At 63.2% G+C, this 24,948-nt stretch carries 24 protein-coding genes; 15 read left to right on the top strand and 9 right to left on the bottom strand.

Features of this window, described 5'->3' with window-relative positions; genetic code table 11:
* The first annotated feature begins 1 nt into the window (after position 1).
* Entirely contained in the window at positions 2-871 is an 870-nt protein-coding gene (locus ACIQUF_RS22345) for a cation diffusion facilitator family transporter (RefSeq protein WP_403135542.1), read from the top strand.
* A gap of 3 nt (positions 872-874) precedes the next feature.
* Here ACIQUF_RS22345 and ACIQUF_RS22350 read toward each other — a convergent pair whose 3' ends face one another.
* Entirely contained in the window at positions 875-1,627 is a 753-nt protein-coding gene (locus ACIQUF_RS22350) for a DUF6515 family protein (RefSeq protein WP_403135545.1), read from the bottom strand.
* Positions 1,628-2,023: 396 nt separating this feature from the next.
* Between ACIQUF_RS22350 and ACIQUF_RS22355 the strand changes: the two genes are divergently transcribed.
* On the top strand, positions 2,024-2,500 hold the full coding sequence (locus ACIQUF_RS22355; protein ID WP_125462492.1) for an Lrp/AsnC family transcriptional regulator: 477 nt from the start codon (positions 2,024-2,026) through the stop codon (positions 2,498-2,500).
* Positions 2,501-2,519: 19 nt separating this feature from the next.
* Positions 2,520-2,723, top strand: a complete 204-nt coding sequence (locus ACIQUF_RS22360) for a DUF2788 domain-containing protein (RefSeq protein WP_400798618.1) — start codon at positions 2,520-2,522, stop codon at positions 2,721-2,723.
* A gap of 4 nt (positions 2,724-2,727) precedes the next feature.
* Here the strand turns inward: ACIQUF_RS22360 and ACIQUF_RS22365 are convergent, their stop codons facing one another.
* The 4 genes from ACIQUF_RS22365 to ACIQUF_RS22380 form a co-directional block, all read right to left on the bottom strand.
* Positions 2,728-3,360 (bottom strand): pseudouridine synthase, encoded by a 633-nt coding sequence (locus ACIQUF_RS22365; RefSeq protein ID WP_403135549.1) that lies wholly within the window; start codon positions 3,358-3,360, stop codon positions 2,728-2,730.
* Between the two features lie 6 nt (positions 3,361-3,366).
* A complete protein-coding gene (gene amn / locus ACIQUF_RS22370; protein WP_403135552.1) occupies positions 3,367-4,830 on the bottom strand; it encodes an AMP nucleosidase in 1,464 nt (487 codons plus the stop codon).
* Between the two features lie 68 nt (positions 4,831-4,898).
* Positions 4,899-6,551 carry an acyl-CoA dehydrogenase family protein gene (locus tag ACIQUF_RS22375; RefSeq protein ID WP_403135555.1) on the bottom strand — a complete coding sequence of 551 codons (1,653 nt, stop codon included), beginning with the start codon at positions 6,549-6,551 and terminating at the stop codon, positions 4,899-4,901.
* A gap of 207 nt (positions 6,552-6,758) precedes the next feature.
* Positions 6,759-8,750, bottom strand: a complete 1,992-nt coding sequence (locus ACIQUF_RS22380; RefSeq protein WP_403135557.1) for a sensor histidine kinase — start codon at positions 8,748-8,750, stop codon at positions 6,759-6,761.
* Between the two features lie 265 nt (positions 8,751-9,015).
* Between ACIQUF_RS22380 and ACIQUF_RS22385 the strand changes: the two genes are divergently transcribed.
* From ACIQUF_RS22385 to ACIQUF_RS22400, 4 genes are all read left to right on the top strand, one after another.
* Positions 9,016-9,813 (top strand): hydroxymethylpyrimidine/phosphomethylpyrimidine kinase, encoded by a 798-nt coding sequence (locus ACIQUF_RS22385; protein ID WP_403135792.1) that lies wholly within the window; start codon positions 9,016-9,018, stop codon positions 9,811-9,813.
* A 14-nt stretch (positions 9,814-9,827) separates the two neighbouring features.
* Positions 9,828-10,451 (top strand): thiamine phosphate synthase, encoded by a 624-nt coding sequence (gene thiE / locus ACIQUF_RS22390; RefSeq protein WP_403135560.1) that lies wholly within the window; start codon positions 9,828-9,830, stop codon positions 10,449-10,451.
* A gap of 17 nt (positions 10,452-10,468) precedes the next feature.
* On the top strand, positions 10,469-11,752 hold the full coding sequence (gene hemL, locus ACIQUF_RS22395; protein WP_403135562.1) for a glutamate-1-semialdehyde 2,1-aminomutase: 1,284 nt from the start codon (positions 10,469-10,471) through the stop codon (positions 11,750-11,752).
* A 216-nt stretch (positions 11,753-11,968) separates the two neighbouring features.
* Positions 11,969-12,514, top strand: coding sequence for a tetratricopeptide repeat protein (locus tag ACIQUF_RS22400; protein WP_403135565.1), 546 nt, complete (start codon positions 11,969-11,971; stop codon positions 12,512-12,514).
* A 6-nt stretch (positions 12,515-12,520) separates the two neighbouring features.
* Here the strand turns inward: ACIQUF_RS22400 and ACIQUF_RS22405 are convergent, their stop codons facing one another.
* Positions 12,521-12,847, bottom strand: coding sequence for a DUF1820 family protein (locus ACIQUF_RS22405; RefSeq protein WP_403135567.1), 327 nt, complete (start codon positions 12,845-12,847; stop codon positions 12,521-12,523).
* Positions 12,848-13,001: 154 nt separating this feature from the next.
* Here ACIQUF_RS22405 and ACIQUF_RS22410 point away from each other — a divergent pair, with 154 nt between their 5' ends.
* The 4 genes from ACIQUF_RS22410 to lnt are packed head-to-tail and all read left to right on the top strand — an operon-like array spanning position 13,002 to position 16,857.
* Positions 13,002-14,000, top strand: a complete 999-nt coding sequence (locus tag ACIQUF_RS22410) for a PhoH family protein (RefSeq protein ID WP_403135569.1) — start codon at positions 13,002-13,004, stop codon at positions 13,998-14,000.
* The gene (gene ybeY, locus ACIQUF_RS22415; RefSeq protein ID WP_403135571.1) at positions 13,993-14,466 is read left to right on the top strand and encodes an rRNA maturation RNase YbeY; all 474 of its coding nucleotides are present in this window, start codon (positions 13,993-13,995) and stop codon (positions 14,464-14,466) included. The genes ACIQUF_RS22410 and ybeY overlap by 8 nt, the downstream gene beginning before the upstream one ends.
* 25 nt (positions 14,467-14,491) lie before the next feature.
* Positions 14,492-15,331, top strand: a complete 840-nt coding sequence (locus ACIQUF_RS22420) for an HlyC/CorC family transporter (RefSeq protein WP_403135573.1) — start codon at positions 14,492-14,494, stop codon at positions 15,329-15,331.
* 8 nt (positions 15,332-15,339) lie between these two features.
* Positions 15,340-16,857, top strand: a complete 1,518-nt coding sequence (gene lnt, locus ACIQUF_RS22425) for an apolipoprotein N-acyltransferase (protein ID WP_403135575.1) — start codon at positions 15,340-15,342, stop codon at positions 16,855-16,857.
* 43 nt (positions 16,858-16,900) lie between these two features.
* Here the strand turns inward: lnt and ACIQUF_RS22430 are convergent, their stop codons facing one another.
* On the bottom strand, positions 16,901-17,662 hold the full coding sequence (locus tag ACIQUF_RS22430; RefSeq protein WP_403135578.1) for a YdcF family protein: 762 nt from the start codon (positions 17,660-17,662) through the stop codon (positions 16,901-16,903).
* A gap of 141 nt (positions 17,663-17,803) precedes the next feature.
* Positions 17,804-18,118: a hypothetical protein gene (locus ACIQUF_RS22435; protein WP_403135581.1), complete on the bottom strand. Its 315-nt coding sequence runs from the start codon at positions 18,116-18,118 to the stop codon at positions 17,804-17,806.
* A gap of 227 nt (positions 18,119-18,345) precedes the next feature.
* Here ACIQUF_RS22435 and leuS point away from each other — a divergent pair, with 227 nt between their 5' ends.
* The 4 genes from leuS to arfA all read left to right on the top strand — a co-directional run bounded on the left by leuS (position 18,346) and on the right by arfA (position 23,084).
* Complete coding sequence (gene leuS, locus ACIQUF_RS22440; RefSeq protein ID WP_403135583.1) at positions 18,346-20,952, top strand: leucine--tRNA ligase; 2,607 nt, start codon at positions 18,346-18,348, stop codon at positions 20,950-20,952.
* Positions 20,953-21,014: 62 nt separating this feature from the next.
* Positions 21,015-21,620, top strand: coding sequence for an LPS assembly lipoprotein LptE (gene lptE / locus ACIQUF_RS22445; protein ID WP_403135586.1), 606 nt, complete (start codon positions 21,015-21,017; stop codon positions 21,618-21,620).
* Between the two features lie 37 nt (positions 21,621-21,657).
* Complete coding sequence (holA, locus tag ACIQUF_RS22450; RefSeq protein ID WP_403135589.1) at positions 21,658-22,695, top strand: DNA polymerase III subunit delta; 1,038 nt, start codon at positions 21,658-21,660, stop codon at positions 22,693-22,695.
* Positions 22,696-22,916: 221 nt separating this feature from the next.
* Positions 22,917-23,084, top strand: a complete 168-nt coding sequence (gene arfA / locus ACIQUF_RS22455; RefSeq protein ID WP_403135592.1) for an alternative ribosome rescue factor ArfA — start codon at positions 22,917-22,919, stop codon at positions 23,082-23,084.
* A 78-nt stretch (positions 23,085-23,162) separates the two neighbouring features.
* Here arfA and ACIQUF_RS22460 read toward each other — a convergent pair whose 3' ends face one another.
* Positions 23,163-24,854, bottom strand: a complete 1,692-nt coding sequence (locus tag ACIQUF_RS22460) for a hypothetical protein (RefSeq protein WP_403135595.1) — start codon at positions 24,852-24,854, stop codon at positions 23,163-23,165.
* Positions 24,855-24,948 lie beyond the last annotated feature (94 nt).

Here is a 24,948-nt window from a genome sequence, read left to right on the forward strand (position 1 = left end):
GATGACCACCTCAGCTGAGCACCAACGCCTATTACGGCTGGCCACTCGCGCGTCATTGGCGGTCGCCAGTATTCTGGTGCTCAGCAAAGCCGTGGGCTGGTGGCTCAGCGGCTCGGTCAGCCTGCTGGCCGGGCTCACCGACTCGGCACTGGATGCGGTCGCCTCGTTCCTCAACCTGCTCGCCGTGCACTATGCGCTGCGCCCCGCCGATGACGACCATCGCTTCGGCCACGGCAAGGCCGAGGCATTGGCGGGCATGGCGCAGGCGCTGTTCATCGGGGTGAGCGCTGTACTGATCGGCGTGCAGGCAGCCGAGCGTCTGCAATCGCCACAGCCGCTGGGTGATACCGCCATCGGCATCGGCGTGATGCTACTGTCGCTGGTGCTGACCCTCGCCCTGCTGGCGCTGCAACGCAAGGTCATTCGTGCGACCGGCTCAACCGCAGTACGCGCCGACTCGCTGCACTACCGCTCCGACCTGCTGCTCAATGCCAGTATCTTGCTGGCCCTGCTGCTGGCCCGTTTCGGCTGGCCGCAGCTGGATGCGTTGTTCGGCCTGGGCATTGCCCTGTACATCCTCTGGAGCGCATTGCAGATCGCCCGGGAAAGCACGGCCATCTTGATGGACAAGGAACTGCCTGGCGAGATTGGCGAGAGCATGGCCGAGCTGGTGCTCGGCATTCCCGGGGTCAAGGGCGTGCATGACTTACGCACGCGGGTGTCGGGCAACCAATGGTTCGTTCAGCTGCACCTGGAACTGCCTGGGCAGTTGCCACTGCATGATGCACACGCCTTGTGCGTACAGGCTTCCCAGGTGATCCGCCAGCGGTATCCGCAGGCGGATGTAATGGTGCATGCCGATCCGGTGTGAGGCTCAGTTGATGCTGTAACCGCGGCCACTGAAACAGGCCCCCAGGGCTCGTCGGTAAGTATCTGCCACGTTGCCAGGCGGGGCATAGGGCGCGGTTGCCGGGTCGAATCCAGATTGGCTGACCGCCCAGCGGTGGCACTGATACCTGTCTTGATCCTGCTGTTGCTGCCCTTGCCCATTCATTGGGTAGGCCACCACGTCATAAGCATTGCCTGTCGGTGCGGGTGCCACCGGAGCGGGTGCGACCGGGGGCGGGCTGACCACCACGTATTGCCGACTGTCAGCCAGGTACTGGTAATACGTGTCGGCCACCAGGAAGAACAACGCGCCACCTACCCACATCTCACGTGCGTAAGACGGCAGATAGTCGACCCGCACGCCATAGGGCGGGGTCACGACGATATAGCTGCCGCCATGCGGGCGGTACCAGTAACCCCCGGAATAAAAGTAGTCTTCACCCCGGTACGGCACTTTCCAATAGCGGTCCGGGAAATGGTCGACGCTGTGCCCCGGCCGGTATTGCGGCCCCGGCCCCCAACCATTGCCATGGCCATCCGGGCGCCCCTGCCAATCACCGTTGCGCCGGGGGATGTCCTGGTAATAACCCTGGCGCGCGGGCTCGGTCTGGCGCACCTCATCGCGCGAATTGAGCGGGCGGCCGTTACCGCCATGCCCTTCGTCCGGGCCCTGGGCCAGGGCGCTCAGGCTGACGCCCAGCAAACAGACACCTGCCAACTGCCAGATGCGCGACTTCATGGTGTTCCTCACGATAAAGAAAATGGCACGCTGCCAGTCTACCGCGCCTGCTGTGGCTAGCCAGATGAAATCGCGGACATGAAAAAAGGGAGGCCGTCGGGCCTCCCTTTAAGAATTGTCGTCCGTGCTCGGCACTTGTGGCGCCGGCTCACCTCACACCGTCTTCTGGAAGGTGTGTAGCCCGGGGGCCTGGCGCATCCCTGTTGGATGGTTGGCCGCGACCGCCCGCCTAGGGCGCGTCGCCGTGGACTGATGTCCGGGCAGTGATTCTGTGGGTAACGATACCGGTCCGGCGCCGGCAGAGGATTGCGAAGATTGCTCAGATAAATAGCACTTGCGCAATTTTTAACCCTGGATTGATAATTCACCGCAATCTGAACAGAAAAGGCCTTTTCCATGAGCAAGCTTGACCGCTACGACCTGAGCATCCTCGCCGAATTGCAGCGCGACGCGCGCATCTCCAACCAGGAGCTGGCCGAACGCATCGGCCTGTCGCCGTCGCCGTGCTCGCGCCGGGTCAAGCAGTTGGAAGACGACGGCTACATCTCGCGCCAGGTCGCCCTGCTCGATCGCAAAAAATTGGGCCTGAGCCTGACCGCCTACGTGCTGATCGGCATGGACCGGCACACCCCCGAGCGCTTCGAGACCTTCGAGGCGGCCATCCGCAACCTGCCACAGGTGCTCGAATGCAGCCTGGTCACGGGCATGGATGCCGACTACCAGTTGAAAGTGGTGGTGCCGGACATGGACCACTACCAGAAACTACTGCTAGGCAGCCTGACCCGTATTGACGGCGTCACCAGCGTGCGTTCGAGCTTCGTGCTCAACCAGGTGCTGGCGAGTACCGAGCTGCCGTTGACCCACCTTCGCTGAGCCAGCCTGGAGAACACCGATGGATCCTGCCGTATTCGAAGAATGGATGATGATCGTCCTGGTCACCGTGTTGATCGGTTTCATGGGTTTTATCGTCTGGGACCTGGCGAAAAAGTCCAAGGCGGGGCGCTTCGGCACGATGATCCTGTTCTTCGTGCTGGGGCTGGGGGTGCTGGCCTTCATCATCAAGAGCGTGGTGGTGGGTTTTCTGGAAGGGGTTTGATCCTTCAGAGTTTCGCCGCCACCTCGCGCCAGCACCCCTGCTCCAGGCCATCCAGTGCCCAATCGCCGATCTTCACCCGCACCAGGCGCAAGGTCGGCAGCCCCACTGCCGCCGTCATGCGCCGCACCTGGCGGTTACGCCCTTCGCGAATCACCAGTTCGAGCCAGCTGGTCGGCACGCTCTTGCGAAAGCGTACCGGTGGGTTGCGTGGCCATAGCGCCGGCTCGTCGAGACGCCGCGCTTCGGCCGGCAACGTCGGGCCGTCATTGAGTTCGACCCCCTCACGCAGCCGCTGCAACTGCTCATCGCTCGGTTCGCCCTCCACCTGTACCCAGTAGGTTTTCGCCAGCTTGTGCTTGGGGTCGGCAATACGCGCCTGCAAGCCGCCGTCATTGGTCAACAACAGCAAACCTTCACTGTCACGGTCCAGCCGCCCGGCCGGGTAGATCCCGGGGATGTCGATGTAGTCCTTGAGCGTCGCGCGCCCTTCGCCGTCGCTGAACTGGGTCAGCACATCGAAGGGTTTGTTGAACAGGATCAGGCGCGGCTCGGCCGGCGGCGCCTTGGGCTGGCGACGGGGGCCGGAGGCAGGCCGCGCCTGGGGGCGGCGCGGCTTTGAACGGGGGGGCAGTGGCATGGATCCTCAGCGGAACGGCGGCTCATCGAAGCTGCGCAGTTTACGCGAGTGCAACGAATTGAGCTCGGTGCGCAGCAGGTCGAGGGCGGCGATGCCGATCTTCAGGTGCTGGCTGACCGCACGGTTGTAGAAGGCGTTGGCCGAGCCCGGCAGCTTGATCTCGCTGTGCAGCGGCTTGTCGGAGACGCATAGCAAGGTGCCATACGGCACCCGCAGGCGATAGCCCTGGGCGGCGATGGTACCGCTTTCCATGTCCACCGCCACGGCGCGCGACAGGTTGATCAACGGACGCTCCTGTGCCCAGCGCAGCTCCCAGTTGCGGTCGTCGTAGGTCAGCACGGTGCCGGTGCGCAGGCGCTTTTTCAGCTCCTCGCCGCGCTCGCCGGTAACCTGCGCTGCTGCCTCTTGCAGCGCCAGCTGCACTTCGGCCAGCGCCGGGATGGGGATGTTCGGTGGCACCACGCGGTCGAGGATGCCGTCACGGCGCATGTAGGCGTGGGCCAGCACGTAGTCACCGATGGTCTGCGACTGACGCAGGCCGCCACAGTGGCCGATCATCAGCCAGCAGTGCGGGCGCAGCACGGCCAGGTGGTCGGTGATGTTCTTGGCGTTGGACGGGCCGACACCGATGTTGACCAGGGTAACCCCGTCGCCATCGGCGGCAATCAGGTGATAGGCCGGCATCTGGTAGCGGTGCCAGACCACGCTGGCCACCAAAGCCTGCGCTTCTCCGTGGTCCATGCCCTTTTCGATCGACACGTTGCCCGGCAGCACCATGCGCACGAAGCGCGGGTCTTCACGCAGCATCTCCAGGCCGTGGCTGATGAACTGGTCGACGTACCGGTGGTAGTTGGTCAGCAGGATCCACGGCTGAACATGGCGCCAGTCGCTGCCGGTGTAGTGCACCAGGCGGCGCAGCGAGAAGTCCACGCGGGCGGCATCGAACAGCGCCAGCGGCAGGGTTTCGGCGCTGCCCCAGTCGCACAGGCCGTCGGCGATGTTGTCGGTGGCGGCCGACAGGTCGGTGCTGGGGAACACCCGCGCCAGCTCAGCGGCGGTGATGCCACTGCCGGCCAGCTCATCGCCCTGGTCAACGACGTAGGGGTACGGAATGTTCTGTTCGCTGACACCGACTTCGACGGTCACCGTGTAGTCGTGCATCAACGGGCGCAACTGCTCAAGCAGGTAGCCACGAAATGCCGCCGGCTGAGTGACGGTGACGCTGTAGGTGCCGGCCACCTGCACCTTGGCGTAGGCGCGGGTAGTGGCGGCGACTTCGCCGTGGCTGTAGTAGGTCAGGCGCAATGCCGGGTAGCGGTACACGGCGCGCTCGTCGGCGTCGGGTTCGGTACGGTCTTTCAGGTACCGTTTGAGGGCCTGACTGAGGGCGCCAGTGGCCTGTTCATGCAGGGCCGCCAGACGGTCGACGGCCTGTTCGGGAGTATCAACGACTACAAAGGCGTGGCTCACACTGTGCTTCCTGTCTGGACATGCATGTCAGCCATCTTGCCTGCCTTCGCCGCTAAAAACACCCCCTGTCAGCCTGGCCAGACCGGCGTGGCCCGTGCGACCAGCGCCGCAACATCGGCGCCACGTGGCAACGCCCCGTAAACTCGCCCGCCGCCTGCCAGGCGGCTGCCGATAAAGGCATCACTGACCGCAGCGTTACCCGCTTCGAGCAACAGCTTGGCCTGCAAGGCCAGGGCGATGTCTTCGGTCAGCTGACGGGCGCGGTACTGGATGTCGCTGGTGTCGGCAAACGCCCCCTTGAGATTGCCGATGTGCGCGGCCAGGCGCGGGTCGCCGTGGCCATCGCCCAGCTCGGTGAACAGCGCATCGAGCACGCCCGGCTCCTTGGACAGGGCTCGTAGCACGTCCAGGCACTGCACGTTGCCAGAGCCTTCCCAGGTGGAGTTGACCGGCGCCTCGCGGTACAGGCGCGGGAGGATGCTGTCTTCGACATACCCGGCGCCGCCCAGGCACTCGGCGGCCTCGTTGATCATGGCCGGGGCACGCTTGCAGATCCAGTACTTGCCCACCGCCGTGACCAGCCGGGCGAAGTGCGCCTGTTGCGGGTCGTCGAGCTGTTCCAGGGCCTGGCCCATGCGCAGGCTCAAGGCCAGCGCCGCCTCGCTTTCCAGGGCCAGGTCGGCCAGCACGTTCTGCATCAGCGGCTGTTCGTTCAGCACCCGGCCACCGACCTTGCGGTGCGCGCAGTGATGGGTGGCTTGGGTCAAGGCCTGGCGCATCAGGGCGCTGGAGCCGACCATGCAGTCGAAACGGGTCATCGCCACCATCTCGATGATGGTCGGCACGCCCCGGCCCTCCTCACCGACCATCCAGGCCAGGGCACCGCGGAACTCTACTTCGCTGGAAGCGTTGGAGCTGTTGCCGAGCTTGTTTTTCAGGCGCTGGATATAGAACTGGTTGCGGTTGTCGTCCGGGCGATGGCGCGGCAGCAGGAAGCAACTCAGGCCCTTTTCGGTCTGCGCCAGGGTGAGGAAGGCATCGCACATCGGCGCCGAGCAGAACCACTTGTGCCCGACCAGCTCGTAAGCCTGGCCAGGCCCGGGGCTGCCAACCGGATAGGCGCGGGTGGTATTGGCGCGCACGTCGGTGCCGCCCTGCTTTTCGGTCATGGCCATGCCGATGGTGACCCCTGCCTTGTGCCGGTCGCCGACATTGCGCGGATCGTACTCGCGGGCGAGGATCTTCGGCAGCCAGTACTCGGCCAATTCGGGCTGGAGCCTGAGCGCAGGGACTGCGGCAAAGGTCATGGTCAGTGGGCAGCCGCTGCCGGCTTCGGCCTGGCTGTGCAGGTAGGTCATCGACGCCCGGGCCACGTGTGCGCCAGGGCGTGGCTCGGCCCAGGGCAACGAGGGCAAGCCGTGTTCGACGGCCGTGCGCATCAGTTCGTGGTAAGCGGGATGGAATTCAACCAGGTCGATGCGGTGACCGTAACGGTCGTGGCTGCTGAATTCGGGCTTGTGTGCGTTGGCCAGAAAACCCGCGGCCATCAGTGGCCCACCGGCCAGGGCACCATAAGCGTCGATCCGCGACTCCGCCCAACCGGCCCCGAAACGCCGTGACCATTCCTGTAAAGGCAGATCGAGGCGGTACAGGTTGGCGCCGTCGAGGGACGGCGGCTGGTTGGTGACTTCGTGGGTTTCAGCGTACTGGTGCAGGTTCATCGGGAGCTCCTGGGGGCCGGGTCAGGCTGAGAGTTCCAGTGAAGCACCATCTTGAGATGAGGCAAAGTGACGAAAGTGACTAAAGGTGTGGGTGGTATTGGGGGCGCATGTCTTGAGTTTGATGGTGGTGCGCATATCGAGCGCCGCCCGCGCGGCGCTCGATCTCTATGCCACCACATCCCTCAAGCCTGGCACCCTGGGTTCACCTCAAAACCGCACATCCCCCGACACCACCCTCCCCGCCGGCATCTGCACCTGCGCTATCGCCACGTCGAGGCTCAACTCGAACCGGCTACCCAACCCCCGCGTAGACTCATGCACCAGCTGGCCACCCAGCACCTCGCCCATCTGCCGGCAGATCGACAGGCCGATACCCAACCCGCCATAACGCCGGGTCATCGAGCCATCGACCTGGAAGAAGCGCTGGTACAGGATCGCCTGATCCAGGTCATCGAAACCAATACCGCTGTCACTGACGGTGAAGGTCAGCGCCAGGCTGTCCGGCCCCAGACGGCGACCGCGTACCTGCACCATCACGCCGCCCTGGTGGGTGAACTTGAGGCCGTTGTCCACCAGGCATCCCAGGCAGCGCGCCAGCTTGTGCGCATCGCCCAGCAATTCGTCCGGCAGCTCGGCGGGAATGTCCAGGCTCAGGTACAGCCCCTTGCCCAGCGCCGTTCCGGCATAGCTGGCACGCAGGTCCTGGAGCATGCGCCGCAAACTGAACGGCGCGGGTTGCAGGCGCATGCGGCCGGCCTGCAGTTCGGTGAGGGTGAGGATATCGTCGACCATGTCCATCATGTTCTGCGCCGAGCCGACCGCGGTGCGCTGGTACTGGGCCATCTCGGCGCTCATCGGCAAGGTCTGCATCAGCTCCAGTGAACCGATCACGCCATTCATCGGCGTGCGCAGCTCGTGGGTGACGGTGGCGAGGAATTCGTCCTTGAGGTGGTTGCTGCGGGCCAGCTGCTGGTTCAGGTGCTCCAAGGTCCGGCCGGTCTCGCGCAGGGTCTGCGCCTGCTGTTCGCGCATGCTGTTGATACGGTCGGCCAGGGCCAGTGACAACAGCGCGACCTCCAGCGCCGAACCGAGCTGGCTGGCATACATGGTCAAGAACACGTTCGGCAGGTAACCGAGCACCATCAAGGTATTGACCAGCCCTCCGAGCAGGAACGCCGTCCAGGCGATGATGAACCAGCGGGCCACGCGCAAACCCCGCACCCAGGCATACAACCCCGCAGCGAAAATGCTCACGGTGAATAACAGCGCCAGCCCCGTGGCCATGCGCAGGGCGATGCCGTAGGGCATGCTCACCGCCAGCAGCATCACCAGCGCGCCACCCAGCATCAACAGCTGCAGCAAGCGGTCGAGGCCCCGGCTGATCTTGCCCAGGCGCAGGAAATGGCGGGCGAACTGGCAGCCGAACAAACCCGCCGCGCCAATGAACAGTGGCGTTGCGGCATTCGCCCACCACGGGCTGTCCGGCCAGAAATACGCTACCCCGGCGCCATTGACCGAAACCTGATAGAGGCCGAACGAAGCAATGTAGAGGATGTAGTAGAGGTAGCTGACATCGCGCACGCTGAGGTAAATGAACAGGTTGTACACCAGCATCACCAGCAAGACGCCGTAGATCATCCCCAGTACATAGTGGCGGGTTGGCTGCTCCTCCATATAGGCTTCGGCGGACCACAGCGCCAGCGGCGCCTGCACCGAGCCCTCGCTATGCAGCCGCAGGTAGACGGTGGTGGCCTGGCCGGGTTGCAGGGGCAATTCGAACAGGTAGTTGTTCTGGCGAATCTGGCGGCTGTCGTAGGGTAAGGCGTCGCCGGTGCGCTGAGCCAGACGGTAGCGACCATCAGCCCCAGGCAGGTACAGTTCGAGGTGATCCAACGGGGGGTAGGCCAGTTCCAGCAACCACTGGCGCGGTACCGCGTCTACCGAGGCCTGGTAGCGCAGATCGACCTTCAACCAGAACACCGAAGTCGAATAGCCGGCGTTCAGCACGTCCTCACGGTGCGCACGGAAGCGGCTGGCGAACGCGGGTGCGGTGACCTGGGCAATGCTGGCGCTGCCATCGCGGTCTTCATAGACCTGCATGACCTTGCCCAGCGCAAGGTGCCGGGTGCTGGCGTCGAAATCGACCGCAGCGGCCAGCGCGGGCAAGCAGCCCAGTAGCAAAATCAGAAGATAGCGCATACAGCCCCAGCATGGCCTGCCCGGTCGCGTCGCGATGGCCCCCTATCCCTATGAGACGACGAAATCCGGCACTGCCCGTTTATCGAGTTATCCGAGCACTCTAGCATAGCTTTCCACGCTGGCCACCGGCCATCTAAATTTTGAGAGAAAAGGCTCTATCTCAATGCTTTCGAGCCAGCAAAGCACCTGAATTTGACCTATCGGTCAGCAAAAGCCGTTTGTAGGACGATCCGTACAAATGGGTTTGGTGGTAAGCTCGCCGACCATGAATACCTACAGCTCCCGCCCCATTGTCCTCTGTCTCTCCGGCCACGACCCAAGTGGCGGCGCCGGCTTGCAGGCAGACATTGAAGCCCTGATCGCCCAAGGCTGTCACGCCGCACCCGCGGTGACCGCCCTGACCGTGCAGGATACCGTCAACGTTTCCGACTTCCGCGTGCTCGACCGCGAGTGGGTGCTGGCCCAGGCCAACGCCGTGCTGGCCGACTCCACGGTGGCCGCGGTCAAGCTGGGCATGCTCGGTTCAATCGAAATGGTCGACACCGTCGCCGAACTGCTCAGCGCCCACCCGCACCTGCCAGTGGTCTGCGACCCGGTGCTGCGCGCGGGCGGCGGTGGCCGCCTGGGCAAGGACGAAGTCGGCTATGCCGTGCGCGAGCGCCTGTTGCCATTGGCCGCCATCGCCACGCCGAACCTGCCCGAGGCGCGCATCCTTGCCGAACTGCCCGAGGGCAGCGCCGACGAGTGTGCCGACAAATTGTTGCCGTTCTGCAAGCACCTGTTGATTACCGGTGGCCACGGCGACGAAGACGAAATCCACAACCGCCTGTACAGCCGCGACGGCCAGCGCCACACCTGGACCTGCCAGCGCCTGCCGGGCAGCTATCACGGCTCGGGCTGCACCCTGGCCAGCACTCTGGCCGGCCGCCTGGCCCTGGGCGAGAATCTGCAAAGCGCCGTGCGCAGTGCTCTCGATTACACCTGGCGCACCCTGCGTGACGCCGAGCAGCTGGGCAAGGGCCAGTTCGTGCCACGCCGCCTGCCCCTGGATTTCTGCTCCTGATACGAGGCTTTCCGATGTCGCTACGCGGTCTGTACGCAATCACCGACAGCCAGCTGCTCGCCGGCCGTTTCCTGTCCCATGTCGAAGCGGCGCTGGAAGGCGGCGTATGCCTGCTGCAGTACCGCGACAAAAGCGATGACGCCGCCCGCCGACTGCGCGAAGCCGAAGGGCTGATGAAGCTCTGCGAGCGCTACGGCACCCAACTGCTGATCAACGACGACGCCGAACTGGCCGCGCGCCTGGGCGTCGGCGTGCACCTGGGCCAGACCGACGGCCCGCTGACCCCGGCCCGCGCCCTGCTGGGCCGTCAGGCGATCATCGGCTCGACCTGCCACGCCAGCCTCGAACTGGCTGCGCAGGCTGCCAGCGAAGGGGCCAGCTATGTCGCCTTTGGCCGCTTCTTCAATTCCGTGACCAAGCCCGGTGCACCTGCTGCCAATGTCGAGCTGCTGGAACAGGCCCGTGCCCAGGTCAAGCTGCCGATCGCGGTGATCGGCGGCATCACCCTCGACAACGCCGCCCCGCTGGTCGCCCACGGTGCCGACCTGCTGGCGGTGATCCATGGCCTGTTCGGTGCCGACAGCGCGCAGGAAGTCACCCGCCGCGCCCGCGCCTTCAACGCCCTGTTCGCTTCCTGATTTCGAGAGAAGATCCCATGTCCCGTTCCGAATCCCTGTTCGCCCAAGCCCAGAAGCACATCCCCGGTGGCGTCAACTCGCCGGTCCGTGCCTTCAAGAGCGTCGGCGGCACCCCGCTGTTCTTCAAGCATGCCGAAGGCGCCTATGTGGTCGACGAAGACGACAAGCGCTACGTCGACTACGTGGGTTCCTGGGGCCCGATGATCCTCGGCCACGGTCACCCTGAGGTGCTCGACGCGGTGCGCAACCAGTTGCAGCACGGCCTGTCCTACGGCGCCCCGACCGCGATGGAAACCGAGATGGCCGACCTGGTCTGCTCGCTGGTGCCGTCGATGGAGATGGTGCGCATGGTCAGCTCCGGCACCGAAGCCACCATGAGCGCGATCCGCCTGGCCCGTGGCTACACCGGCCGCGACGCCATCATCAAGTTCGAAGGCTGCTACCACGGCCACTCCGACAGCCTGCTGGTCAAGGCCGGCTCCGGCCTGCTGACCCAGGGTGTACCGAGCTCGGCAGGCGTGCCGGCGGACTTCGCCAAGCACACCCTGACCCTGCCATTCAACGACATCGCCGCGGTCGAGAAGACCCTGGCCGACGTCGGCCAGACCGTGGCCTGCATCATCGTCGAGCCGGTAGCCGGCAACATGAACTGCGTACCCCCTGCGCCAGGCTTCCTCGAAGGCCTGCGCGAGCAGTGCGACAAGCACGGCGTGGTGCTGATCTTCGACGAAGTGATGACCGGTTTCCGCGTTTCGCTCGGCGGCGCCCAAGGCCACTATGGCATTACCCCGGACCTGTCGACCTTCGGCAAGATCGTCGGCGGTGGCATGCCGGTCGGCTGCTTCGGCGGCAAGCGCGAGATCATGGGCTGCATCGCCCCATTGGGCCCGGTGTACCAGGCCGGCACCCTGTCGGGTAACCCGCTGGCCATGGCCGCAGGCCTGACCACCCTGAAACTGATCAGCCGCCCAGGCTTCCACGCCGAGCTGACCGATTTCACCAGCCGCATGCTCGACGGCCTGCAGCAGCGTGCCGATGCCGCTGGCGTGCCGTTCGTCACCACGCAGGCCGGTGCCATGTTCGGCCTCTACTTCAGCGGCGCCGACGACATCGTCACCTTCGAAGACGTGATGGCCAGCGATGCCGACCGCTTCAAGCGCTTCTTCCACCTGATGCTCGAAGGTGGCGTGTACCTGGCCCCGAGCGCGTTCGAGGCGGGCTTTACCTCCATCGCCCATGGTGAAAAAGAGCTGCAGATCACCCTGGACGCGGCTGAGCGGGCGTTTGCCAAGCTGAAGTAAGCGATAAACTGTGCTGGCCTCATCGCGGATGAATCCGCTCCTACAAATTCGTAGGAGCGGATTCATCCGCGATGGGGCCGGTGCAGACAATTAAAGTCAGTAACTTTCCCCTCCGACACAGAAATTCGAGTAAAACTTTGTAAGGTTGGCGCTGCTTATCCCATAATGTGCCACCAGAGACATTGGCCGTAGTTCCGCAGAGGTAAGTCGATCCCCATGAACCGCACCGGCCGCGCCCTGACCCTGGGCTGCCTGTTGCTTCTTCAGCCCCTGCTGGCACTGGCAGAGGGCGGTAACTCGTTGCTGATTCCGGCAACGGGGCGCTGCACGCTCGATGTCCAGCCGCAGGACCTGGAAAACGCGCTGAATGCTTGCGAGCAGACGGCGACGAGCGGGGACGCCCAGGCGCAGTATGAACTGGGTGAGTACTACTACACGCAAACGCCGAAAGACCTGAAAAAGGCCCTGGACTGGTTCGGCAAAGCCTCGCTGCAAGGCCATGCCGACGCCCAGTACCGCCTTGGCGCGATGTTCTTCCACGGCGAAGGGGTCAAGGCCAACAATGTGCAAGCCTATATTCTGCTGAAGATGGCCGCCGTCAACGGCGCCGAAGACGCACTGGACATGGCCGACGAAGTGACCGAGCAGATGCCACGCGATGAACTGGAGCACGCCACCCAGGTGCTGGGCCAGATCTTCCGCAAGTACCTGCTGGAACTACAGAACGCCGAAGGGCGCTCGCCCTTCTCGCCACTCCCCTGATTCGCCTTACTTCTCCGGCATCGGCATGGGGAACGGCATTACATTGCCGGTCACCTTCGCCTCGCTGATCTTGGCCGTGCCCAGGCGCTCCACCTCGTCGATACGCACGATCGAGTGCATCGGCACGAAGCTGCGGATCACACCCTCGAACTGGTTCTTGAGCTTCTCTTCGCTCGGGTCGACGACGATCTGCGCGCGCTCACCGAAGACAAATTCCTCGATTTCCAGAAAACCCCACAGGTCGCTCTGGAAGATCTGCTTGGCATACATCTCGAAGACCTGCCCCTGGTTGAGGAAGATCACTTTGTAGATGGCGGGTTCGCGTTTGCTCATGTTTGGCGGGTTAACACATGCGTAAGAAAAGGCGCGCATCATAACAGTGCCCGCAGGCGCTCCATACCCTTGATCGTTTCAGTGCTTTCGCCCCTGCCCTTCAAGGGTTATTCTTGAGTTCACCCTTATTGCCGTCGAGCGGCTAAAAACGACCTTGAACGCACCCATACAACCTCATCGTTTCATCCTCGAACCCTTCGAGGCCCACCGTTTCGCCAACCTGTGCGGCCAGTTCGACGAGCATCTGCGCCTGATCGAGCAACGCCTGGCCATCGAGATCCGCAACCGCGGCAATCAATTCGAGCTGATCGGCGAACCCAAGACCACCTCCGCTGCCGAGCAACTGCTGCGCCGCCTCTACCGCGAGACCAAGGCCACCGAGCTGTCGCCGGAGACCGTGCACCTGTACCTGCAGGAGTCGACCGTCGAGACCCTCGACAACCCGGCGGTCAACGAGGTCAGCGTCTCGTTGCGCACGCGCAAGGGCAACATTCGCCCGCGCGGCGTCAACCAGCAGCGCTACGTAAAAGAAATCCTGGCCAACGATATCAACTTCGGCGTCGGCCCGGCCGGTACCGGCAAGACCTACCTGGCCGTGGCCTGCGCCGTGGATGCCCTGGAGCGCGAACAGGTGCGCCGCATCCTGCTGGTGCGCCCGGCGGTCGAGGCGGGCGAAAAGCTCGGCTTCCTGCCCGGCGACCTGGCCCAGAAAATCGACCCGTACCTGCGCCCGCTGTACGACGCCCTGTACGAAATGCTCGGCTTCGAGCACGTGGCCAAGCTGATCGAGCGCCAGGTGATCGAGATCGCCCCGCTGGCCTACATGCGTGGGCGCACCCTGAACAACAGCTTCATCATCCTCGACGAGAGCCAGAACACCACGCTCGAACAGATGAAGATGTTCCTCACCCGCATCGGCTTCGGCTCCACTGCGGTGATCACCGGTGACATCACCCAGGTCGACCTGCCACGCGGCACCAAGTCGGGCCTGACCCACGTGATCGAGGTGCTCAAGGACGTTCCGGGGATCAGCTTTACCCACTTCCAACCCAAAGATGTGGTTCGTCACCCACTGGTGCAGCGTATCGTCGAAGCCTACGACCGCTTCGAAGCTCGCCAGGCCAAGCCCGAGGCAGCTAGCAAAGATGCTTGAACTTGACCTGCAACGGGCCACGGACGCCGCCGCCCCTGACGATGCCGCCTTCCGCCGCTGGTGCGAGCTGGCCTTGCGCCAGCGCACGGCCGACTCGGAAATGACCATCCGCCTGGTGGACGAAGCCGAAGGCCGCGAGCTGAACCACACCTACCGGCACAAGGACTACGCGACCAATGTGCTGTCGTTCCCGGCCGACGTGCCTGACGAACTGCTCGATATCCCGCTGCTTGGCGACCTGGTGATCTGCGTGCCGGTGGTCGAGCGCGAAGCGGCCGAACAGGGCAAGGCGCTAGAGGCGCACTGGGCGCACCTGGTCATCCACGGCTGCCTGCACCTGCTCGGCTACGACCACATCGAAGACGATGAGGCCGAGGAGATGGAAGCTTTGGAACGAGACTTGCTGGCAGAACTGGGTCACCCCGACCCGTATGCCGATGATGAAAACGAACCTCTCACACACTGATACACGAAGGATCACGAGAACCGCCATGAGCGAAGATCGATCGAGCAACGGGCAAAAGTCCTGGCTGGGTAAACTGACCCAGGCTTTTGCCCATGAGCCGAAAAACCGCCAGGAGCTCCTTGAGCTGCTGCGCGAAGCCCATCAGAACAAGCTGCTCGACAGCGAAGCGCTGACCATCGTCGAAGGCGCCATTCAGGTCGCCGACCTGCAGGTGCGTGACATCATGGTCCCGCGCTCGCAGATGATCAGCATCAAGGCGACCCAGTCACCCCGCGAATTCCTGCCGGCCATCATCGAAGCCGCGCACTCGCGCTACCCGGTGGTCGGCGAAAGCCATGACGATGTGCTCGGGATCCTGCTGGCCAAGGACCTGCTGCCGCTGATCCTCAAGGAGAACGGCGACAGCTTCAACATCAAGGACCTGCTGCGCCCGGCCACCTTCGTGCCGGAATCCAAGCGCCTGAACGTGCTGCTGCGCGAGTTCCGCGCCAACCACAACCACATGGCCATCGTCATCGACGAGTACGGCGGCGTGGCGGGCCTGGTGACCATCGAGGACGTGCTCGAACAGATCGTCGGCGACATCGAAGACGAGCATGACGTCGAGGAAGACAGCTACATCAAGCCACTGCCCAGCGGCGATTTCCTGGTCAAGGCACTGACCCCGATCGACAATTTCAACGAGTTCTTCGACAGCGAGTTCTCGGACGATGAGTTCGACACGGTGGGTGGCCTGGTGATGAGCGCCTTCGGCCACCTGCCCAAGCGCAATGAGACCACGGAGATCGGTGCCTACAAGTTCCGTATTCTCAACGCCGACAGCCGGCGCATCCACTTGCTGCGCCTGACCCCGATCACCCGTTAAGGACGAACATGCGTTGGATCACCCGCCCCGGCTGGCCCGGTAACCTGCTGGCCCTGGCGGCCGGCGCCTCGACCCTTCTGGCCCTGGCGCCATTCGACATCTGGCCATTGGCCTTGCAGTCGATCGCCGTGCTCTACCTCGGCCTGCGCGAGCTCACCCCGCGCCAGGCCATGTGGCGCGGCTGGTGCTTCGGTTTCGGCCTGTACGGCGCCGGCACCTGGTGGATCTACGTCAGCATGAACACCTACGGTGGCGCTTCGCCGCTGCTGGCGATCGTGCTGCTGCTGGCGTTCTTCGCCGCCCTAGCCTGGTTCTTCGCCCTACCCACCTGGCTGTGGGCGCGGTGGCTGCGGCGCAATGAAGCGCCACTGGCCGACGCGCTGTGCTTTGCCGCGCTGTGGCTGCTACAGGAAGCCTTCCGCGGCTGGTTCCTGACCGGTTTCCCCTGGTTGTACGCCGGTTACAGTCAGTTGGACGGCCCCCTTTCCGGCTTGGCCCCCCTGGGCGGCGTTTGGCTGATTTCCTTTGCCCTGGCGCTGAGCGCCGCGTTGCTGTGCAACCTTCACCGGCTGCGCACGCGTCCGTCGTTCCTCGCCATTGGCGCCCTGCTGCTGGCGGCCCCATGGGTGGTCGGTATGGCCCTCAAGGACCACGCCTGGACCAAGCCGGCTGGCGACCCGCTCAAGGTCGCGGCACTGCAGGGCAACGTCGAGCAGGAGCTGAAATGGGACCCGGCGCACATCGATGCGCAACTGGCGCTGTACCGCGACATGAGTTTCAGCTCCAAGCCGGTGGATCTGCTGGTCTGGCCAGAAACAGCGGTGCCGATCCTCAAGGATCAGGCGCAGGGCTACATTGACGTGATGGGCCGTTTTGCCGCAGACCGGCATTCGGCGCTGATTACCGGCGTGCCGGTGCGCGAAGTGGTGCATCACCAACGCCGTTACTACAACGGCGTGACGGTCACCGGCGAAGGCGATGGTACCTACCTCAAGCAGAAGCTGGTGCCTTTCGGCGAGTACGTGCCTTTGCAGGACATGCTGCGTGGCCTGATCGAGTTCTTCAACCTGCCGATGTCGGACTTCGCCCGCGGCCCTGAAGACCAGCCACTGCTGCAGGCCAAGGGTTACCAGATTGCTCCATACATCTGCTACGAAGTGGTCTACCCCGAGTTCGCCGCTGGCCTCGCGGCACGCAGCGACCTGTTGCTGACGATCAGCAACGACACCTGGTTCGGCACTTCGATCGGGCCACTTCAGCACTTGCAGATGGCACAGATGCGCGCCCTGGAGGCTGGCCGCTGGATGATCCGCGCCACCAACAACGGCGTGACCGCGCTGATCGACCCGTTTGGCCGGATTACCGCCGAGGTGCCGCAGTTCCAGCGTGCGGTGCTGTATGGCGAGGTGGTGCCGATGCAGCAGTTGACGCCGTATTTGCAGTGGCGGTCGTGGCCGCTGGCGATTGTCTGTGTGCTGTTGTTTGGCTGGGCGCTGGCGGCTGGGCGGATTGCCAAGACTGTTTGATGTTGGCCTACCGGCCCCTTCGCGGGGCCGGTAGGCCAACAATTCAGTAGAACACCCGATACCCCAACAACCCCACCGCTTCATTCAGCAACTGCCCGCTCTGCCACATCGCCCGGCTTTCCGGCAGCAACCCGGCAAACGGCCGGGCATGGTCTCGCCCGAGGAACCCCACCGGCGCCGGCACCACCTCGAACCCCGCCTGCTCGAAACTCCAGCGCGAGCGCTGCATGTGCCAGGCCTGAGTCACCACCACCACCCGGCGAATCCCCAACGGCTGCAGCACCTGGGCAGTGAACTGAGCATTTTCCCAGGTAGTGCGGCTGGCGCCTTCCTGCCACTTCACCTCGACAGCAAAGTCCTCGCGAAGGCGATCGGCCATCAACCGCGCCTCGCTCGGCGGCGTGCCGTAGTGCAAGCCACCGCTGGTCAGCACCGGCAAGCCCGACGCCTTGGCCAACCGTGCGGCAAAGCGCATGCGCTCCAGGGCGGTTGCGGCAGGCTGATCCTCACCACCCCAGGACGGGTCACCGCGCTCGCGCCCCGCGCCCAACACGACGATGGCATCCGCCTTGCCGGCCAGGCCCGCCCATTCACTGACGGCCAGAGGTGGCTCGGTTTCCAGCAACCGCGCGCCCTGCTGCACCACCAGCGGCAGGCTCATCAGCCACAAGCCGCCCAACCCCAGCACAAAACACAGCGCCGCCAGCCGCGGGCGCCGGCTGCGCAGCCACCAGGCCGCGAGCAACAGCAGAAACAGGACGCCAGGCGGCATCAACCATTGTTTGATAAAGAATCGAAGCGGCATCGGCCACACCTCCTTGGCAGGCGTGCAGCCTAAGTGGATCGGCGCCGGTCAACAAGTGTGCAGCCGGCGTCGATCTTGAGAAGTGAGAATATGTGTGTGAAGAACCGGCGCGCGATGGCCTGCGCCCGGCGGCCTGAACGGCTAGCGATGTGGCAGCGTCCTGGATCTCGCCGTCGTGGCGGGGCGTTTCTTGTCCTTGAGCCAGATGATCTTGGCCGATGTCGGTTCCGCTTGTGGGTATGTACCGGCACAGGCATTGCGGCGTTCCGGGAGGGTATCCAGGTAGGCCTTTATCACTTCGAACTCTGCGTGGCTCAAGCCGCGCAACTCCAGTTCGGCTGGCATCTCGTCGCGCAATCGCACCGAGGTTCTGGCGACTTCCAGTGCCAGGCCAAGACGGTCGATCAGGCGTTCGTAAAGCTCCGGTTTGCTTGCGGGTAGCTGCGTCTCTCCCATCCGTTCACCTCATTGAAGATAAAGATTATCTCCCCCCACACCTGAGCTTAGCGGCGCTATGAAAAGCAGCCGGATGCAGCGACCAGCGGGCATTAGCAATCAGGGTTTCCCACGATGCGCAGCGCTGCTGTATGCTACGGCGTTCACTCTCACGACACCGGAGTGCCGGACGCAGCGAGGTTCCGCTGCCTGGAACAAGGTCTCTTCTCTCTCAGCCAAAAGTAGCCATGCACGAACAATACACGCCCCGTGATATCGAAGCCGCCGCCCAGAACTTCTGGGACGAGCAACAATCGTTCGCTGTTACCGAACAGCCAGGCAAAGACACCTACTATTGCCTATCGATGTTCCCGTACCCGAGCGGCAAGCTACACATGGGCCACGTGCGCAACTACACCATCGGTGACGTGATTGCCCGCTACCAGCGCATGCTGGGCAAGAACGTCTTGCAGCCGATGGGCTGGGACGCTTTCGGCATGCCCGCGGAAAACGCGGCGATGAAAAACAACGTCGCCCCGGCCAAGTGGACCTACGAAAACATCGACTACATGAAGACCCAGCTCAAGAGCCTGGGCCTGGCCATCGACTGGGCACGTGAAGTCACCACCTGCAAGCCCGACTACTACCGTTGGGAGCAGTGGCTGTTCACCCGCCTGTTCGAGAAAGGCATCATCTACCGCAAGAACGGGACCGTGAACTGGGACCCAGCCGACCAGACCGTGCTCGCCAACGAGCAGGTCATCGACGGCCGCGGCTGGCGTTCGGGCGCGCTGATCGAGAAGCGCGAAATCCCGATGTACTACTTCCGCATCACCGATTACGCCGACGAGCTGCTGGAAAGCCTCGACGAGCTGCCGGGCTGGCCTGAGCAGGTCAAGACCATGCAGCGCAACTGGATCGGCAAGTCGCGCGGCATGGAAGTGCAGTTCCCGTTCGATCAGGCGAGCATCGGCCACGAAGGCACCCTGAAGGTCTTCACCACCCGTCCGGACACCCTGATGGGCGCGACCTACGTCGCCGTCGCCGCCGAGCATCCGCTGGCCACTCAGGCAGCCCAGGGCAACCCGGCGCTGCAGGCGTTCATCGACGAATGCAAGAGCGGCAGCGTCGCCGAAGCCGACATGGCCACCCAGGAGAAGAAGGGCATGGCCACTTCCCTGCAGGTGCTGCACCCACTGACCGGCGAAAAGCTGCCGGTGTGGGTCGCCAACTACGTGCTGATGCACTACGGCGACGGCGCCGTGATGGCCGTGCCGGCCCACGACGAGCGCGACTTCGAGTTCGCCCACAAGTACAACCTGCCGGTCAAGGCCGTGGTGCGCACCAGCGCTGGCGATGAAGTCGGCAACGAGTGGCAGGCTGCCTACGGCGAGCACGGCCAGCTGATCAACTCCGGCGAATTCGATGGCCTGGACTTCGCCGGTGCCTTCGACGCCATCGAAGCTGCACTGATCCGCAAGGAGCTGGGCAAATCGCGCACCCAGTTCCGCCTGCGCGACTGGGGCATCAGCCGCCAGCGCTACTGGGGCTGCCCGATCCCGATCATCCACTGCCCGTCCTGCGGCGACGTACCGGTGCCGGAAGACCAACTGCCGGTCACCCTGCCCGAAAACGTGGTGCCGGACGGCGCTGGCTCGCCACTGGCGCGCATGCCCGAGTTCTATGAGTGCACCTGCCCGAAATGCGGCACTGCGGCCAAGCGTGAAACCGACACCATGGACACCTTCGTCGAGTCGTCCTGGTACTTCGCCCGTTACGCCTCGCCGAACTACGACAAAGGCCTGGTAGACCCGAAAGCGGCCAACCACTGGCTGCCGGTCGATCAGTACATCGGCGGTATCGAACACGCGATCCTGCACCTGCTGTACGCGCGCTTCTTCCACAAGCTGATGCGCGACGAAGGCCTGGTCACCTCCAACGAGCCGTTCAAGAACCTGCTGACCCAGGGCATGGTGGTCGCCGAGACCTACTACCGCGTTGCCAGCAATGGCGGCAAGGACTGGTTCAACCCCGCCGACGTCGAAATCGAGCGTGATGCCAAGGCCAAGATCATCGGCGCACGCCTGAAGACCGACGGCCTGCCGGTGGAAATCGGCGGCACCGAGAAGATGTCGAAGTCGAAGAACAACGGCGTCGACCCGCAATCGATGATCGAAGCCTACGGCGCCGACACCTGCCGCCTGTTCATGATGTTCGCCTCGCCGCCTGACGCGAGCCTGGAGTGGTCCGATTCCGGCGTCGAAGGCGCAAGCCGCTTCCTGCGCCGGGTCTGGCGCCTGGCCCAGGCTCACGTCGCCCAGGGCCTGCCGGGCAAGCTGGATGTTGCCGCACTGGACGACGCGCAGAAGGTCATCCGTCGCGCCATCCACGCTGCGATCAAGCAAGCCAGCACTGACGTGGGCCAGTTCCACAAGTTCAACACCGCCATCGCTCAGGTGATGACGGTCATGAACGTGCTGGAAAAGGCCCCGCAGGCCACCGAACAGGACCGCGCCTTGCTGCAGGAAGGCTTGGAAGCCGTAACCCTGCTGCTGGCACCGATCACCCCACACATCTCCCACGAGCTGTGGAAGCAACTGGGCCACGATCAGGCTGTCATCGATGCTGGTTGGCCGACGGTAGACGAGAGCGCCCTGGTGCAGGACAGCATTACCCTGGTGGTGCAGGTCAACGGCAAACTGCGCGGCCAGGTCGAGATGCCTGCCGCTGCCAGCCGCGAGGAAGTCGAAGCCGCCGCCCGCAGCAACGAGAATGTCCTGCGCTTCATCGATGGCCTGACTATCCGCAAGGTCATCGTGGTACCGGGCAAGCTGGTCAACATCGTAGCCAACTGATGGCAAACGCCCACCCGCATCCAGTGCGGGTGGGCGGTATCGGCCCACAAGGGAGCAACAACATGATCAAACGCAATCTGCTGGTAATGGGCCTGGCCGTCCTGCTCAGCGCCTGCGGTTTCCAGCTGCGCGGCACCGGCACCAACGAATTGAGCGTCAAAGAGATGGACGTCGGCGCACGCAACGCCTACGGCCAGACCGTGGTCCAGCTGCGTGCTGCACTCGAGCGCAGCGGCGTCAACGTACACACCGGCGCACCTTACCGCCTGGAGCTGACCAACGAGCAGGAAAACCAGCGCTCGGCCAGCTACAGCGGCGGCAGCCGTACCGCCGAATATGAACTCACCACCACTCTCAACTACAGCATCCTGGGCCTGAACAACCTGGAACTGCTGAGCGACAAGGTTGAAGTGCGCAAGATCTACGTGCGCGACGGTGGCAACATCACCGGCTCCGACCAGGAAGCCTCCCAGGCCCGCGTAGAAATGCGCCGCGAACTGGTGCAGTCGATGATGGCCCGCCTGCAGAACCTGACCCCGTCGCAGCTCGACGAGCTGCAGCGTAAAGCCGACGAACGCGCCAAGGCCGAAGCCGACGCGCTGGAAGCCGCGCGCCGTCAGCAGGCGGAAACGCCGCAGCAGTCGCCGCTGGAAATCCCGGGCAACTGAGCCCGCGCGGGGCACTTCGGTGCCCCGCCCGTTTCCCATGAAACTCGCCCCTGCCCAACTCAACAAGCACCTGCAAGGCGCCTTGGCCCCGGTCTACGTGGTCAGCGGCGACGACCCATTGCTGTGCCAGGAAGCCGCCGACGCCATCCGCAACATGGCGCGTCAGCAAGGTTTCGACGAACGCCAGGTGTTCAGCGCCGACGCCAACTTCGACTGGGGCACCCTGCTCCAGGCCGGTGCCAGCCTGTCGTTGTTCGCCCAGCGCCGCCTGCTGGAATTGCGCCTGCCGTCTGGCAAACCCGGTGACAGAGGTGCTGCGGCGCTGATCGAGTATTGCGCCAGGCCCGCTGAAGACACCCTGCTGCTGATCAGCCTGCCCAAGCTCGATGGCAGCGCGCAGAAGACCAAGTGGGGCAAGGCCTTGATCGAAGGCGCCCATTGCCAGTTCATCCAGATCTGGCCGGTGGATGCCCAACAGCTGCCGCAATGGATCAACCAGCGTTTGTCCCAGGCAGGGTTATCGGCCCAGCGCGACGCGGTCGACCTGATCGCGGCAAGGGTGGAAGGCAACCTGCTGGCCGCCGCGCAGGAAATCGAAAAGCTCAAGCTGCTCGCCGAGGGTAACCAGATAACCGTCGAAACCGTGCAGTCAGCCGTCGCCGACAGCGCGCGCTTCGATGTGTTCGGTCTGGTCGATGCCATCCTCAACGGCGAAGCCGCGCATGCCCTGCGCATGCTTGAAGGCTTGCGCGGTGAAGGCGTCGAACCACCGGTGATTCTCTGGGCGCTGGCCCGTGAACTGCGCCTGCTGGCGGGCCTTGCCCAGCAGTTCAGCCAAGGTGTGCCGCTGGACAAGGCTTTCAGCCAGGCGCGCCCACCGGTGTGGGACAAGCGCCGGCCTCTGGTCAGCAAAGCCCTGCAGCGCCTGTCGGCGCAGCGCTGGGCGCAACTGCTGCAGGATGCTCAGCGTATCGATGCACAGATCAAGGGGCAGGCTGAAGGATCGCCGTGGACCGGGCTTTCGCGCTTGTCGCTGCTGATGGCCGGGCAGAGATTGAGTCTTCCTCCAGAATAAACTCCGCTCTCGAGGGCTCGCGCGATCCCTGTAGGAGCGGATATCCGCGAAGCAGGCGCTGCGGTGCATGGCACCGGCTTCGCCGGTGTTCGCGGGACAAGCCCGCTCCCACAGGGACCCTGGTTGCACTCAAGCCAGGGGCAATACACACAATCAATTGGCCCTGCTCTCCCAGCAGGCCTACAGTCCGCTCCGCACTCCATCCCAACGGGAACCTCGCCATGAGCAAAAAGCCGAAGAAGCACGGCCCGAACAAGGCCAAATCCATCGTCGCCCAACCTCTGTTCCGCTGCCGCCAGGAACAACCGGAGAAGGGCAAAGGCAGCTACCGCCGCGAAGCCTTCCAATCGAGAGATTGGGAGGCTTCTTACTTTAGAGCGGTCGCTTGATGCACACGCGTTCACATCATTAATTTTGGTCAACCGCCAGGTAAGTAAACGTCGTCGGCCGCTGAACCGTCCACTATCTTAATAACTTTGATCTTCGCGTCGGTAGGTAAACCCTGGGGCTACCGCGCCAAGTTCCACGCGCACAATGGGTTTAACTAGATCAGCCGAGTGCTTGAACAAATCCTGTTGTATCAATTTTGCCTGACCTAATGCAGCTGCCCCCCCTGCTGCAGCGTAGAAAATCGCGTCCAGCGGCAAGCGGTCTGGAATATCTTGCGGCCATGACTTCAACATAATTTCATTGTAGCCATGGTAGCTGCTCTCATTGCCTTTAATGAGCGTAGCGCGCCCTTGGATCGAAAGCATGAAACTGGTCGGTTCAATGGCCAGGCTGCATTGATGATTTATGCGCTTCCATGTGGGGTCGGCAGGCTCTTTAAGGTAATGCTCGGTCAGCGCAGTCAAATCATTGATACCCATGGACGCACACGGGCCACTGTCAACCGGATAATATCCGTTGTTAGGGCCACACCCCAGGTCAGGTCGTTGCCATGTGTTGGAATCCGCCATGTAGATGCATGTGGGCGTGATGGCTTCAATGCCTGAGTCGCTCGGGTAGCCCAAACTCCCGAAAAGCAGTCCCTGGGGAGTGAACAGATTCGGGGTATGAATGTCCGCCCTCAGGTAAGAGAATGAAACAGCGCCCACTGCATCGGGTTTCGGAGTAGCGCTTGGTTTCGGAGCAACGCCAGATTTCGTATCCGGCTTAGGGTTCCAAACATGGTAAGGCGGATTCGGTTCAGTTGCGCGAGCCAATACACCACTGCAATAAACTGGAGCACGGCCATCCGCACACTGCCCGTCCCTATTCTGGAAGCGGGCATTCAGCCTTTCTGCGACCTCCCAGCCCCCTTCCTGATCTTGCGGACGTAGAGAAAAACGATTACTGGTGGCGGCCTTGAAGTCGAGCCGGACGATGGGCAGAGTTTGTCCCGTCTTGATTTTGTAGGTATGGCGCAGGGCCTGAGCGTTGATCAAGCTGCCTGGAAAGGCCGCGTTGTAGAAAAAGGCTTCGACAGGCAGTTTTTCCGGCGCTTCTTCATTCCATGTCGCAAGCAGCACTTCGTTGAGCAGCTTGCCCGACTGATCCGGTAGATACTCCCTTACTCTCAGGCTGGTAATGAATTGCTCTGGGTTCTCTGTGCTCAGGGAGCATTGGTTCCGCGGGTTCGAGCCAAAACGAACGAAGTTTGCTATCCATTTTTCCGGCGTCACCGCCGGGTCTACCAAGCCAGCACAGGTACTCTGATCATTTGCTGTAGGAATAAACCCACAACCATTCAATGGTCTACCAACGTTCTGCGTGGTGGCAATGAATGGATAGATACAGCGAAATGCAGGCCAGGTTTTGATTGCCTGGTCTGAAGTGAGCTTATCCATTAGAACATAGCCACTGGCATCCGAAAACGTTGTATTGGCATCGGTACGCAAGAAAGAAAATGTGACAGAGCCCAACGCTTTCGCCGCCTCGCTGTGCTTCCAGAACTCAACATTTGGGTTGTAGGTAGATCGCCGGATTAATACACCAGAACATTCATACGCCGGCTGGTTAACGCCACAATCTTGTACGGCATTGTTGAACCGCTCATTCAATCGACTGGCAACGTCTGCTGCCTGGGATGGCACATTGGGCTGCGGTGGCTTAGCCGTCGTACACCCGCCCATTAGCAATACGGCATATAGCGCAGCGAATAGTCCGAACGCCCTCATGATTCATACCCCATATAAAAATGAAGATGGCTCAGGAAGAATAAAGTTTTTTCAGAATTGGCCAACTGGCAGTTCTAACAGTTGACAGACATGC

Source organism: Pseudomonas sp. NPDC090233, from assembly GCF_044772285.1.
GTDB lineage: Bacteria > Pseudomonadota > Gammaproteobacteria > Pseudomonadales > Pseudomonadaceae > Aquipseudomonas.